The sequence below is a fragment of the Mycobacterium sp. shizuoka-1 genome, from assembly GCF_002723835.1.
In the GTDB taxonomy this organism is placed as follows: domain Bacteria; phylum Actinomycetota; class Actinomycetes; order Mycobacteriales; family Mycobacteriaceae; genus Mycobacterium.
In genome coordinates, this window is the sequence record NZ_BEWG01000024.1 from 69,941 (window position 1) to 83,084 (window position 13,144).

Below are 13,144 nucleotides of genomic sequence, written 5' to 3' on the forward strand. Positions count from 1 at the left end.
GAAATTACCGACTGTTGGCCCCGACGGTGAGGACTAATGACACCGAACCCATGGGACGATGAAATCCGATTGACCGGGTTCGAGGAGTGCAGTGTCGTCAACGCGTTGGCTGCGTGCAGTCGCCGTCATTGCGGCGACGGCAATGCTGCTCGCTTCGAGCTGCTCCTGGCAGCTCGGCACTCCGATTCCCGATGGTGTGCCGCCACCGCCGGGCGACCCGGTGCCCGCGATCGACACCCACGCCAAGGGCAGGCCCGCCGACCAGCTCCATGACTGGGCGGCGCAACGGGCGCCCCAGCTCGGCATCCCGATCAACGCGCTGGAGGCCTACGCCTACGCGGCCCGGGTCGCCGAGGTGGAGAACCCGGACTGTCATCTCGCCTGGACGACGCTGGCCGGGATCGGCATGGTCGAAAGCCACCACGGCACCTATCGCGGCGCGGTCATCGCCCCCAACGGGGATGTGAGCCCGCCGATCCGCGGGGTGCACCTCGATGGCACCAACGGCAACCTCGAGATCATCGACAGCGAACAGACGCTCGACGGCGAGCAGCCGGTCTACGCCCGGGCGATGGGCCCCATGCAGTTCATCCCCGAGACCTGGCGGCTCTATGGCGTCGACGCCAACAACGACGGCCTGATCAGCCCGGACAACTTCGACGACGCGGCCCTGTCGGCCGCGGGTTACCTGTGCTTCCGCGGCAAAGACCTGGCCTCGCCCCGCGGCTGGATGAACGCCCTGCACGCCTACAACCACTCCGACCAGTACGCCCGCACGGTGCGCGACTGGGCGACGGCCTACGCCCAGGGCCATGCTCTGTGAGCGGACTGCCGGCGGCTCGCGACTCGGCATCTAGGAGCGCTTTCGCGCTGGTGACCATCTAGGCTTACAGCGGTCATCGGGTGACCGGCCCAGTGCGCGACGAGCACGTTCGCCGCGCATCACGACGCTCGCACGTCACGACGCTAAGGAGAATGCCAAGTGCCCATCATCGAGCAGGTCGCGGCCCGCGAGATTCTCGACTCCCGCGGCAACCCGACCGTCGAGGTCGAGGTGGCCCTGATCGACGGCACCTTCGCCCGTGCTGCGGTGCCCTCGGGTGCGTCGACCGGCGAGCACGAAGCGGTCGAGTTGCGTGACGGCGGCGCCCGCTACGGCGGCAAGGGCGTCCAGAAGGCGGTCGAGGCCGTGCTCGACGAGATCGCCCCCGCGGTCATCGGGCTGTCCGCCGACGATCAGCGCCTGGTCGACCAGGCCCTGCTCGACCTCGACGGCACCCCCGACAAGTCGCGGCTGGGTGCCAACGCCATCCTCGGCGTCTCCCTCGCGGTGGCCAAGGCGGCGGCGGATTCGGCCGCTCTGCCCCTGTTCCGGTACCTGGGTGGGCCGAACGCCCACATCCTGCCGGTGCCGATGATGAACATCATCAACGGCGGCGCGCACGCCGACACCGGCGTCGACGTCCAGGAATTCATGATCGCCCCGATCGGGGCGCCGAGCTTCAAGGAAGCGCTGCGCTGGGGCGCCGAGGTCTACCACTCGCTGAAGTCGGTGCTCAAGAAGCAGGGCCTGTCCACCGGCCTGGGTGACGAAGGTGGTTTCGCCCCCGACCTGCCCGGCACCAAGGCGGCACTGGATCTGATCGGCTCGGCCATCGAGGGCGCCGGCCTCAAGCTGGGCAGCGACGTGGCACTTGCCCTCGACGTCGCCGCCACCGAGTTCTACACCGCGGGAACGGGTTACGCATTCGAAAAGGCGACCCGTACCGCCGAGCAGATGGGCCAGTTCTACGCCGAGCTGTTGGATTCCTACCCACTGGTGTCGATCGAAGACCCGCTGTCCGAGGACGACTGGGACGGCTGGGTGGAAGTGACCACCGCGATCGGCGACCGGGTGCAGATCGTCGGCGACGACCTGTTCGTCACCAACCCCGAGCGCCTCGAGGAGGGCATCGAGCGCGGAGCGGCCAACGCACTTCTGGTGAAGGTCAACCAGATCGGCACGCTGACCGAGACGCTGGACGCGGTCGCGCTGGCGCACAACAGCGGCTACCGCACGATGATGAGCCACCGCAGCGGCGAGACCGAGGACACCACCATCGCCGATCTGGCCGTCGCGGTCGGCAGCGGCCAGATCAAGACCGGGGCGCCGGCCCGCAGCGAGCGGGTCGCCAAATACAACCAGCTGCTGCGGATCGAAGAGACGCTCGGCGACGCCGCCCGCTACGCGGGTGACCTGGCGTTCCCGCGCTTCGTGATCGGCGAATAGGCCGCACAGCGACTGTGGCAGAAAGCAAGCGGCCCGACCCGAAGCGGCGCTCACCGGCCTCCCGGCCGGGGGCGTCGGGTCGGATCCGCTCGCGGGCGGCACCGGTGGCCAAACCGCGGCCCGCCGAGGCGCGCGCGGCGGCGGAGCCGGTCAATGTCACCGAACCGATCCGCCGGGCGATCGCGGCCTCGGTGGAGCAGCAGAGCGAGCAGCGGCTCGGCTTCACCGCGCGCCGCGCGGCCATCCTGGCCGCGCTGGTCTGTGTGCTCACGCTGACGATCGCCGGACCGGTGCGCACCTACTTCGCCCAGCGCACCGAGATGAAGCAGCTGGCCGCCACCGAGGCGGCGCTGCGCAAGCAGATCGCCGACCTCGAGTCACAGAAGGCCAAGCTCGGTGATCCGGTCTACATCGCCGCGCAGGCGCGCGAGCGGCTGGGTTTCGTGATGCCGGGCGACATCCCCTACCAGGTGCAACTGCCGCCGGGAGCGGCCGCCGCGCCCGATACCGGCCCGCAGACCGCGCCCGCGCGCAGCACGGATCCGTGGTACACCGCGCTGTGGCACACCATCGCCGACACCCCGCACGGTCCGCCGCCCGCGGCGCCCGCCGACGATCCCGCCCAGCCGGCGCTGCCACCCCCGCCGGAGCCCGTCGCACCCCCGCCGGCGCCCGGTGGTTGATCCCGCCGATCTCGACGCGGTGGCGCGGCAGTTGGGCCGGGAGCCGCGCGGCGTACTGGAGATCGCTTACCGCTGCCCCAACGGTGAACCCGCCGTGGTCAAAACCGCCCCGCGGCTGCCCGACGGCACGCCGTTCCCGACGTTGTACTACCTGACCCATCCGGTGCTGACCGCGGCTGCCAGCAGGCTGGAGTCCGACGGGCTGATGCGGCGGATGAGCGAACGCCTGCAGCAGGATTCGGAGCTGGCCGCCGACTACCGTCGGGCCCACGAGTCCTACCTGGCCGAACGGGATGCGATCGAGCCGCTCGGTACGACGTTCTCCGGCGGTGGCATGCCGGACCGGATCAAATGTCTGCACGTGCTGATCGCCCATTCGCTGGCGAAAGGCCCCGGCGTCAACCCATTTGGCGACGAGGCGCTGGCCGTGCTGGCCGCCGAACCGGAGATGGCCGGAATTCTGGACAAGGGGGAGTGGGCATCAACGTAGAGACCAACCGGGTGGCGGCCATCGACTGTGGCACGAACTCGATCCGGCTGTTGATCGCCGACATGGTGGCCGGGCGCCTGCACGATGTCCATCGGGAGATGCGCATCGTGCGGCTGGGCCAAGGTGTCGACGCCACCGGGCAGTTCGCGCCCGACGCGCTGGCCCGGACCCGGGCGGCGCTGGCCGACTATGCCGCGCTGCTGCAGCGTTTCGAGGTGGGCAAGGTCCGCATGGTGGCGACGTCGGCAACCCGTGACGCGTCCAACCGCGACGTGTTTTTCGCGATGACCGCCGAGGTGCTCGACCCGGCCGTCCCGGGCGCGATCGCCGAGGTGATCAGCGGCCAGGAGGAGGCCGAGTTGTCGTTCAACGGCGCCGTGGGTGAATTGGACAGTGCCGCAGCCCCGTTCGTGGTCGTCGACCTCGGCGGTGGCTCGACCGAGGTGGTCGTCGGCGACAGCGGTGGTGTCCAGGCCAGCTTCTCGGCCGATATCGGCTGTGTACGGCTCACCGAGCGTTGTCTGCATTCGGATCCGCCAACGGCCGCCGAGGTGGCCGCTGCCCGCGATGTGGTGCGCGAGCGGCTGGGTGAGGCGCTGCGGGTGGTCCCGGTCGACCAGGCCAAGACCTGGGTGGGGGTGGCGGGGACCTTCACCACGCTGGCCGCACTGGCCGCGGGAATGACCACCTACGATCCCGACGCGATCCACCTGTCCAGGGTGGGTTTCACCGATCTGCTCGCCGTCTGCGATCAGCTGGTCGGGATGACCCGCAAGCAGCGCGCCGCGCTCGGGCCCATGCACGAGGGTCGCGTCGACGTCATCGGCGGGGGTTCGATCGTCGTCGAGGAACTGGCCTACGCGCTCGGACAGCGCGCCGGCATCGACGCGTTGGTGGTCAGCGAGCACGACATCCTGGATGGGATTGCGCTGTCGATCGCGTGAGCCCGCTCAGTCCTCCGGGGGGATCAACGGCTCCCCGTCGGCTCCGGTGGGGATCCGGCTGCCGGCCAGTGTGACACCCAGAAGGACCATCACCAGGCCGACCGAGAAGTGCAACCAGTTGTCGGCGTTGTTGAGCGGCAGCACGTTTCGCGGACCGCCCAGGTCGATGAGCAACCCGTACACCCACAGCCCCAGATAGATCAGGCCGCCGCCGATGAGATAGGCCCGGGCGCGGGCAAAGGTGCTCGCCAGCAGCAGGCCGGTGACCCCGAAAGCCAGATGCCAGAGGTTGTGCACCACCGAGACCGCGAACATCCCGAACAGTTCGGCCCGGGATTGATGGCCGAACCAGTGCAGCTGGTCGAGGCGGCTGGTCAGCCCGGGGATGAACCCGGCGATCGCGACCGCCAGGAACGCCGCGGCCACCAGGACCGCGGCTCCCTGTACCGCCAGCAGGCCAACCTGGGGTCGCCGGAGCCTGCCAGGGTGGGCAATCTCCATGGGCGCTGGCATACCCGTCAATACCGGCGATCAATCCGGCGTGGCGGAGCTCCGCTAGATCTTCACCTTGCAGCCGCTACCGATGTTGTGGCAGTGATGGCCCCCGTCGCAGGCATTGCAGCGACACGAGCAGCCACCGGTGTGTTTGGCGTGGAAAACGGTCATGGCAGACATCTCCTTAGCTGTGACCCACCTCACAATAGCCATCGGCGGCCCGCAGGTGAAGGGGCTGGTCAGAACCGGATCAGCCCACGCAGGTTCACTCCGGCATGCATGTCGGCGTAGCCCTGATTGATCTCCTCGAGCGAATACTCGCGGGTGACCAGCTCGTCGAGTTTGAGCGCTCCGGCGCGGTGCAGCTCGAGCAGCCGCGGTATGTCGCGGCGGGGACTCGACGAGCCGAAAAGCGATCCGCGGACCTGCTTTTCGTACAGGGTCAGGTCGAACAAGGACATGTCGACGCTGGTGTCGGTCGGGTGCGGGATCGCCGTCATGACGACCCGGCCGCGCTTGCCGACCAGGCTCAGGCCCTCGGCCACGTAGCGGCCCTCGGCGATGTCGGTGCTGATCACGCACACATCGGCCATCGCACCGCGGGTGACCTCGGCGATCAGTGCTTGGGCCTCCTCGACGGTGGCGGCGGTGTGGGTGGCTCCGAACTCACGGGACCGGGTGCGCTTGTACTCGACCGGGTCGAGCGCCACGATCGTGCGGGCGCCGGCGATCCGTGCGCCCTGGATCGCGTTGATGCCGATCCCGCCGACCCCCATGACCACCACCACGTCGCCGTCACGGGTCTCGCCGGTGCGAACGGCGGAGCCGTACCCGGTGGTGACGCCGCAGCCGACCAGCGCGGCGGTGTCCAGCGCGACTGTCGGATCCACCTTGACCACCGACGAGGTCGGCACCACGGTGTATTCCGAGAACGTTCCCAGCACGCACATCTGGCCCAGGCCTTGGCCTTTGGCGTGGAAACGGAACGTGCCGTCCAGCTGTGGGCCGGCGATGATCGCGGCACCCAACACGCACAGGTTGCTCATCCCGCGAGCGCAGGGCTCACAGCGTCCGCAGGCCGGTATGAAGCTGAGCACCACCGGATCGCCTTCGGCGACATCCGTGACGCCGGGGCCGACCTCGACCACCACCCCGGCCCCCTCATGCCCGCCGACCACCGGCAGCTGCATCGGCATGTCGCCGGTGACGAGGTGGTCGTCGGAATGGCACAGCCCGCTGGCGGTCAGCTTGACCAGGACCTCGTCCTGTTTGGGCCCGTCGAGATCGACCTCCTCGACCTCCCACTTCTGGTGCAGACCCCACAACACTGCGGCCTTTGTCTTCATCTCTGCTGATCTCCTTGCGGTTCAGTGCTTCTCGGGTGTCCAGGTCGCGGGCAGGCTGTTGATGCCGTTGATGAAGTTGGCGATCTGGAATTCGGGCTGCGGTGCGCAGATGTCCGGGATGCGGGTGTAGACCTCGGTCAGCAACGAGCGCAGCATGGTCCTGGCCAGTGCCGCACCAAGGCAGAAGTGCGGCCCACCGCCACCGAAGGCGATGTGCGGGTTGGGGTTACGCGTGATGTCGAAGGTGAACGGATCGGTGAACACCGTCTCGTCGCGGTTGCCCGAGATGTACCACAACACCACCTTGTCGCCGGCCTTGATCTCCGAGCCGCGCACGGTGACGTCCTGGGTTGCGGTGCGCCGCATGTGCAGCAACGGCGACGACCACCGCAGCACCTCCTCGACCGCGGTGTCGATCCGCCCGTCGACGTCCTCGATGAGGAGCGCTTTCTGTTCGGGGAACCGGGAGAACGTGTAGATGGCCTGCGCCGAGGCGTGCCGGGTGGTGTCGTTGGAGGCGACGGCCAGCAGGACGAAGAACGCCTTGAGCTCCTCGTCGGTCATCTTCTTGCCGTCGAACTCGGCCTGCACCATCCAGGTCAGCAGATCGTCGCCGGGGTTGGTCCGGCGCTGGGGGATGAGCTCGGCAGCGACCGCGTGCAGGTCCATCACGGCACCCATGAAGAGTTCCAATTCGCCCTGGTCGCCCCGGATCCGCGGGTCCGTCCAGCCCAGCAGGCGCTGGGCGGCGTCGGTCGCCTTGTCGCAGATCTCGCCGGGCGGCAGGCCGAAGAAGCTTCCGAAGATTCGCGCGGGCAGCTTGACGGAGACCAGTTCGACGAAGTCGCCCTCGCCGAGGTGGGACATCTCGGTGACCAGATCCCGTGCGTGGCCCCGGATCCAGCCCTCCAGCCTGCGCATGTTCTTCGGCTTGAACGCTTCCATGGTGATGCCGCGCAACTGGGCGTGCCGGGGGGCGTCCATGGCGATGAAGGACTGGGCGACCTCGATCGCCTCGGGAGCGAAGTCCTCCATCGTGATGCCCGCCGCCGAGGAGAAGATCTCCGGATGGCGGCTGGCCATCCGGATGTCCTCCTGCGTGGTCAGCGACCAGAAGCCTTTGGTGTTCAATTCCGGGGGCAACAGGTCGGATTCAGCAGGCCGGCTCCACGGCACCGGGTTCTGTTTGCGCAGCACGGCGAACGCCTGATCGCGCTCGTCGGGGTGCTGGGTCCAGAACGACCGGGCACTCAGGTCGATGTCGCCGTGGGTGGGCGCGGTGGTGGGGGCGGTCATCGGCGTCCTCTCGTGGCTGCCGCGCGCTGGTGTGGTTCACGTCACGTCGGCGTGGACCCATGGTCGCCAGCGGGTCGCCCGGGCGGGACCGGCGCGCGTGCCAATCGGTGGCCTGCGCGGGCCAGCGTCAGGTTCCGACCGGCGTCCGCACCGTCGCGACCAGGCCGCCGCCGTCGCGGGCGGTGAAATCGACGCGGCCGCCCATCGCCTCGACGATCTGCTGCACGATCCACAGGCCGAGCCCGGCGGTGCCCCGCTGACCGCCGGCGCTGACGTATTTGGCGGTGAGTTCGCCGAGGCTCTCGGTGGGGATGCCCGGCCCGCGGTCGAGCACCGCGATCACCAAATCGTCACCGTCGCGGTGGCAGGCCACGTCTACCGGAGCGTCGCGGCCGTGCCGGGAGGCGTTCTCCAGCAGATTGGTCAGCACTCGGCGCAGTCCCTGCGCGTTGAGTACGACCGCGCCGAGATCCCCGGTCACGCTCAGGCGCAGCCGTGGCGGGGTCAGGCCGACCGCATCGGCGGCTGCGGTGACGATGTCGGCGACGTCGACGCGCCGGACCCGGCCCGAGGAGAAGGTGGGCCGTCTGCTCAGGGCGACGTCGGAGAGCGCCTCGATCATGTCGGCGAGATGGTGCACGTGCCGGTCGGCCAGCCGCAGGCTGGTCTCGCGGTCCGCCGGCGACATCGGCGCTCCGGCGGTCAGGGCGCTCATCAACGCTTCGAGCGAGGCAATCGGGGTGCGGAACTCGTGCACCAGGACCTGCAGCCCGTCCTGCTGGGACTGATAGGCGCGCAGCAACCGGGCTCGCAGGTCGCGCTCCTCCTCGGCGGCGGCGTGTTCGGCCTCGGCCTCCACCAGCGCGCGGACCCGCGACCGGTGCTCGCGTTCGGCCAGCGCCGCCAGGCCCGCGGTGATGATCGCGATGCAGACCACGAAGAACGCCCACCAGCCGGTCTGCACCGCCGGGGCGATGGTGAACGGCGTCGTGGGCGACGTGGTCAGCGCGATCGGGATGAACGCCGCGCTGAACAGCACGGCCGCGGCCAGCGCCTCGGCGAACGACAGCCGTGCCGCCGAGGCCACGATGACCGCGACCGGTACCGCCACCACCGGGCTGTACGCACCGCCGGTGAGCGCCACCACCGCGAGGGTGAAGCCGGCATCCAGCATCGTGATCAGCACCGAGTAGCGGGTGCGCCGCACTTCCAACTGGGCGTTGGCCAGCAATATGGCGGCGTACAGCAGTGCGGCGCCCAGGACCGCGAACGTCGCAGGAGCGTGCTGGCGGGCCCAGGCGGGACCGACGAGCAGGACGACACCGATGGACACCACGATCGCGGTGCGCACCGCGACCACGATCCGGGCCAGTGCGTAGCCGTCGTCGGTTTCGGTCAGACGATCGAGCGGTCTCACCCGGCTGACCATAAGGTTGGCGCTACCATCGCGGCAATGAAAGCCGGGGGAGCCAAGATCGTGGTGGTCATCGTCGACGACCACGAGCTGTTCGCCCAGGGGCTGGCCCTGCTGCTCACCCGCGAATGGGGCGAGTTGTTCACCGTCGGAGGCCAGACGACGTATGTCGAAGAGGCGGCCGATCTGGTCGCCGCGTGTGCGGCCGACGTCGCGATCATCGATCTGACCATGCCGCCGCTGGGTGGGGTGGCCGCGATCCAGCACGTCAAGGCCCGCCACCCCACGACCCGCATCCTGGCTCTGTCCGGCACCGACGACCGAGGGCTGGCCGAGGAGGCACTGCGGGCCGGTGCCGACGGGTTTTTGCCCAAGACGGCACGGCCCGAAGCGCTGGCCGGCCCACTGTGGACGATCGCCGAAGGCCTGTGCGTGGTGGACCGGACGCTGCTCGACGCGCTGCTCAGCAGTACCCGCAGGCCGCCGTCGGCGCTGCTGGCCGGTCTGTCCGACCAGGATCTGCGGCTGTGGACGTTGCTCGCGACCGGCATGGAGACCACCGACATCGCGGCCCGGATGCTGGTCTCGGAGCGCACCGCCAAGCGGATGGTCGCAGCGCTGCTGCACAAGCTGGGCGTCACCAACCGGATCGCCGCGGCGGCCATGGCGGGCCGCTACCGCCTACTCGACGACCTTGCTGAGGCCGACCGGCTCAGCTGACCGTGATCGCCAGTGCCGGACACATCGCGGCGGCCCGGATCGCCCGCTCGCGTTCGGATTCGGGTGGATCGGTGTCGGACACCACCACCTGTGTGGCGCCGTCGGGCAGGTCGAACAGTTCCGGTGCGGCCATCAGGCACTGCCCGTGGCCCTCACACAGGGCGTAGTCGACGGTGATGTGCATGGCGCCAGTATTCGCCGCTGTCGCGGCCGTGCGGCGGGCCGTTCGCGCCAGATGTTGGCCTGCCCGGGCCAGCGCTCACTGCTCGAAGCGGTAGCCCATCCCGGCCTCGGTGAGCAGATGACGCGGATGTGAGGGGTCGTCTTCGAGCTTGCGGCGCAGCTGCGCCAGGTACACCCGCAGATAGTGGGTCTCCTTGGCGTAGGCCGGGCCCCACACCTCTTTGAGCAACTCCTCGCGGCCCACCAGCTTGCCGCGGTTGCGCACCAGCATCTCGAGCATGCCCCACTCGGTGGGGGTGAGGTGGACCTCGGCGCCGTTCTTGATCACCTTCTTGGCGGCCAGATCAACGGTGAACGAATCGGTTTCGACCACCGGCTCGTCGGTCTCCGACGCCGCTGCACCGCGGCGCACCGCGGCGCGCAGCCGGGCCAGGAATTCGTCCATCCCGAACGGTTTGGTCACGTAGTCGTCGGCGCCCGCGTCGAGTGCGTCGACCTTCTCGGCGGAGTCGGTGCGGGCCGACAACACGATCACCGGCGCGGTCAGCCAGCCGCGCAACCCGCCGAGCACCTCGATACCGTCCATGTCGGGCAGCCCGAGGTCGAGCACGATCACGTCAGGCCGGTGTTCGGCGGCCGCCTTCAACGCTCCTGCTCCGGTCGCGGCGGTGATCACCTCGTAGCCGCGCACGCTCAGATTGATCCGTAACGCCCGCAGGATCTGCGGCTCGTCGTCGATCACCAGCACCTTGACCTTGCTCACTCACCGGCCCTCCGCAGCCAGATCGACGATCACGGTCAGTCCACCGCCGGGGGTGTCGGTGGCCGAGATCGTCCCGCCCATCGCCTCGACAAACCCCTTCGCCACTGAAAGGCCCAGTCCGACACCGTGTTTGTTGTTGCGGTCACCGAGGCGCTGGAACGGCTCGAAGAGCTGCTCCTCGGTGCCGCGGGGCACGCCAGGCCCCTCGTCGACGACGTTGATCAACATCCGCGTGCCCACCTGGGCGGCGTTGACCCGCACCGTGCTGTCTGGGGCGTAGCGCAGGGCGTTGTCGATCAGGTTGGCCAGCACCCGCTCCAGCAGCCCGGCGTCGGCCAGTGCGACCGCGTCGCCGACGTCGACTTTCACCCGGTCCAAGCCGGAGGCGGCGAACCCGGTCGATCCGCGGCCGATGGACAGCAGTGCCCGCTGCACCGCCTCCTCGAGGTAGACGCGCTTGAGTTCGGGGCGCACCACCCCGGCCGCCAGCCGCGAGGAGTCCAGCAGGTTGTCCACCAGCGCGGTCAGCTGGTCGACCGATTCCTCCACGGTGGCAAGCAGTTCGGCGGTGTCCTCCGCGGAGAAGTCGATGTCGTCGGCGCGCAGGCTCGACACCGCGGCCTTGGCCCCGGCCAGTGGGGTGCGCAGGTCATGGCTGACCGCCGACAGCAGGGAGCGGCGCAGTTCGTCGGCCTTCTCGATGGCTTCGGCCTTGCTGGCTTCGGCCGCCAGTTCCCGCTGGCGCACCAGCCCGGCGGCTTGTTTGGCGACGGCGGTCAGCACCCGGCGGTCCCGGGCGGGCAGGCTGCGTCCGGACATCAGCATCCAGAATTCGTCGTCTCCGACTTCGATTGCGGTGTCGGAGGATTCGACGGTGACGCACGGATCCTGGCCCACGCATGCGATGATCTGCTCATCCTCGCCACGCACCCGCAGCATACTGACCGCGCGCTGCGAATAGGTTTCGCGCACCCGTTCCAACAGGGTCTCCAGATCCGCGCCGCGCAACACCGATCCGGCGAACAGGGTCAGCAGCTCGGCTTCCTGGGAGGCGTGCCGGGCCTCGCGCTGCCGGCTTGCCGCGCGGTCGACCAATACGGCGACCGCGACCGCCAGCATCAACAGGACCAGCTCGGTGACCGCGGCGTCGGGTTCGGCGATGGTGAACGTATAGCGCGGCTCGGTCAGGAAATAGTTGAGCAGCAGACCCGACAGCATGGCAGACAGAACTGCCGGTGCGACCCCGCCAAGCAGTGCCACGATCAGCACGCCGACGACGAAAACGGCGCTTTCACCGCCGATGGTCAGGTACTTGTCGAGGAACAACGCAGTCACCGCGCAGATGACCGAGGGCACGATGACGGCGGCGAGCCAGGAGATCACCCGGCGCTCACGCGGCGACGCCGAGCGCACCGAGAATCCGCGTTTGGACTCTTCGTGGGTGACCATGTGGACGTCGATCTTGCCGGAATCCTGGACGATCGCCGCGCCGATGCCCTCGTCGAAGATGCGGGCCCACCGCGACCGCCGCGACGTGCCGATCACCAGCTGGGTCGCGTTCATCTCACGGGCGAAGTCCAGCAACGACTTTCCCACGTCGTCGCCGACGACGGTGTGCACGGTGGCGCCCAGGCTGGCGGCCAGCTCGCGGACCTTGCCCATCTGCGGGGCACTCACCCCCGACAATCCGTCCCCGCGCGCCACGTGCACGATCATCAGCTCGGCGCTGGACTTGGAGGCGATCCGGGACGCCCTGCGCACCAACGTCTCCGACTCCGATCCACCGGTGACGGCCACGACGACGCGTTCGCGTGCCTCCCAGGTCGCGGTGATCTTGTTGTCGGCGCGATATTTGGCCAGGGCGGCGTCGACCTGATCGGCCAGCCACAGCAGCGCCAGCTCTCGTAGTGCGGTCAGGTTGCCGCGCCGGAAGTAGTTCGACAGGGCGGCGTCGACCTTCTCGGGCGCGTAGACGTTGCCATGAGAAAGCCTGCGGCGCAAGGCCTCGGGTGTGATATCCACCAACTCGATCTGTGACGCGCTGCGGACGATCTCGTCCGGCACGGTCTCCTGCTGCTCGATGCCGGTGATCTGTGCGACGACATCGTTGAGGCTTTCCAGGTGCTGGACGTTGACCGTGGAGATCACGGAGATCCCGGCGTCGAGCAGTTCTTCGATGTCCTGCCAGCGTTTGGGATTCTTGCTGCCTGGCGTGTTGGTGTGGGCGAGTTCGTCGACGAGGACGACCTGCGGCGAGCGGGCCAGCACGGCAGGCACGTCGAGCTCGGGGAATCGGCTGCCGCGGTAATCGATGTGGCGCGGCGGGATGATCTCGATGCCTGCCAAAAGTTCGGCGGTCTTCTTGCGGCCGTGGGTCTCGACGACGGCCGCCACCAGGTCGGTTCCGCGTTCGATCCGCCGGTGCGCCTCGCCGAGCATGGCGAAGGTCTTGCCCACCCCGGGAGCTGCGCCGAGGTAGATGCGCAGCTCGCCTCGTTTGGGCTTGTGGCCTTTGGGGGCGGGCTGCGCGTCACTCTCGGA

The 13,144-nt window shown here is 68.9% G+C and carries 13 protein-coding genes; 6 read left to right on the forward strand and 7 right to left on the reverse strand.

What is annotated here, in order from left to right; translation table 11 throughout:
* The first annotated feature begins 91 nt into the window (after positions 1–91).
* The 5 genes from MSZK_RS08255 to MSZK_RS08275 all read left to right on the forward strand — a co-directional run bounded on the left by MSZK_RS08255 (position 92) and on the right by MSZK_RS08275 (position 4,386).
* The gene (locus MSZK_RS08255; protein WP_099246714.1) at positions 92–823 is read left to right on the forward strand and encodes a lytic transglycosylase domain-containing protein; all 732 of its coding nucleotides are present in this window, start codon (positions 92–94) and stop codon (positions 821–823) included.
* A gap of 159 nt (positions 824–982) precedes the next feature.
* Positions 983–2,269: a phosphopyruvate hydratase gene (gene eno / locus MSZK_RS08260; RefSeq protein ID WP_099246716.1), complete on the forward strand. Its 1,287-nt coding sequence runs from the start codon at positions 983–985 to the stop codon at positions 2,267–2,269.
* Between the two features lie 14 nt (positions 2,270–2,283).
* A complete protein-coding gene (locus MSZK_RS08265; RefSeq protein ID WP_099246718.1) occupies positions 2,284–2,952 on the forward strand; it encodes a septum formation initiator family protein in 669 nt (222 codons plus the stop codon).
* On the forward strand, positions 2,945–3,442 hold the full coding sequence (locus MSZK_RS08270) for a DUF501 domain-containing protein (protein WP_099246720.1): 498 nt from the start codon (positions 2,945–2,947) through the stop codon (positions 3,440–3,442). The genes MSZK_RS08265 and MSZK_RS08270 overlap by 8 nt, the downstream gene beginning before the upstream one ends.
* 62 nt (positions 3,443–3,504) lie before the next feature.
* A complete protein-coding gene (locus tag MSZK_RS08275) occupies positions 3,505–4,386 on the forward strand; it encodes a Ppx/GppA phosphatase family protein (RefSeq protein WP_233211184.1) in 882 nt (293 codons plus the stop codon).
* Positions 4,387–4,392: 6 nt separating this feature from the next.
* Here MSZK_RS08275 and MSZK_RS08280 read toward each other — a convergent pair whose 3' ends face one another.
* The 4 genes from MSZK_RS08280 to MSZK_RS08295 form a co-directional block, all read right to left on the reverse strand.
* Entirely contained in the window at positions 4,393–4,887 is a 495-nt protein-coding gene (locus MSZK_RS08280; protein ID WP_233211175.1) for a DUF4383 domain-containing protein, read from the reverse strand.
* A 233-nt stretch (positions 4,888–5,120) separates the two neighbouring features.
* Positions 5,121–6,227: an NDMA-dependent alcohol dehydrogenase gene (locus MSZK_RS08285; protein ID WP_099246724.1), complete on the reverse strand. Its 1,107-nt coding sequence runs from the start codon at positions 6,225–6,227 to the stop codon at positions 5,121–5,123.
* 21 nt (positions 6,228–6,248) lie between these two features.
* Positions 6,249–7,523, reverse strand: a complete 1,275-nt coding sequence (locus MSZK_RS08290) for a cytochrome P450 (protein ID WP_099246726.1) — start codon at positions 7,521–7,523, stop codon at positions 6,249–6,251.
* A gap of 127 nt (positions 7,524–7,650) precedes the next feature.
* A complete protein-coding gene (locus MSZK_RS08295) occupies positions 7,651–8,940 on the reverse strand; it encodes a sensor histidine kinase KdpD (RefSeq protein WP_233211176.1) in 1,290 nt (429 codons plus the stop codon).
* Positions 8,941–8,976: 36 nt separating this feature from the next.
* Between MSZK_RS08295 and MSZK_RS08300 the strand changes: the two genes are divergently transcribed.
* A complete protein-coding gene (locus MSZK_RS08300) occupies positions 8,977–9,657 on the forward strand; it encodes a response regulator transcription factor (RefSeq protein WP_099246730.1) in 681 nt (226 codons plus the stop codon).
* On the opposite strand, the gene MSZK_RS08305 is transcribed toward MSZK_RS08300, so the two are convergent.
* The 3 genes from MSZK_RS08305 to MSZK_RS08315 form a co-directional block, all read right to left on the reverse strand.
* On the reverse strand, positions 9,650–9,841 hold the full coding sequence (locus MSZK_RS08305) for a ferredoxin (RefSeq protein ID WP_099246732.1): 192 nt from the start codon (positions 9,839–9,841) through the stop codon (positions 9,650–9,652). The genes MSZK_RS08300 and MSZK_RS08305 overlap by 8 nt on opposite strands.
* A 75-nt stretch (positions 9,842–9,916) precedes the next feature.
* Entirely contained in the window at positions 9,917–10,603 is a 687-nt protein-coding gene (locus MSZK_RS08310; RefSeq protein WP_099246734.1) for a response regulator, read from the reverse strand.
* On the reverse strand, positions 10,604–13,090 hold the full coding sequence (locus MSZK_RS08315) for a sensor histidine kinase KdpD (protein ID WP_099246907.1): 2,487 nt from the start codon (positions 13,088–13,090) through the stop codon (positions 10,604–10,606). It lies immediately after the preceding gene.
* Positions 13,091–13,144 lie beyond the last annotated feature (54 nt).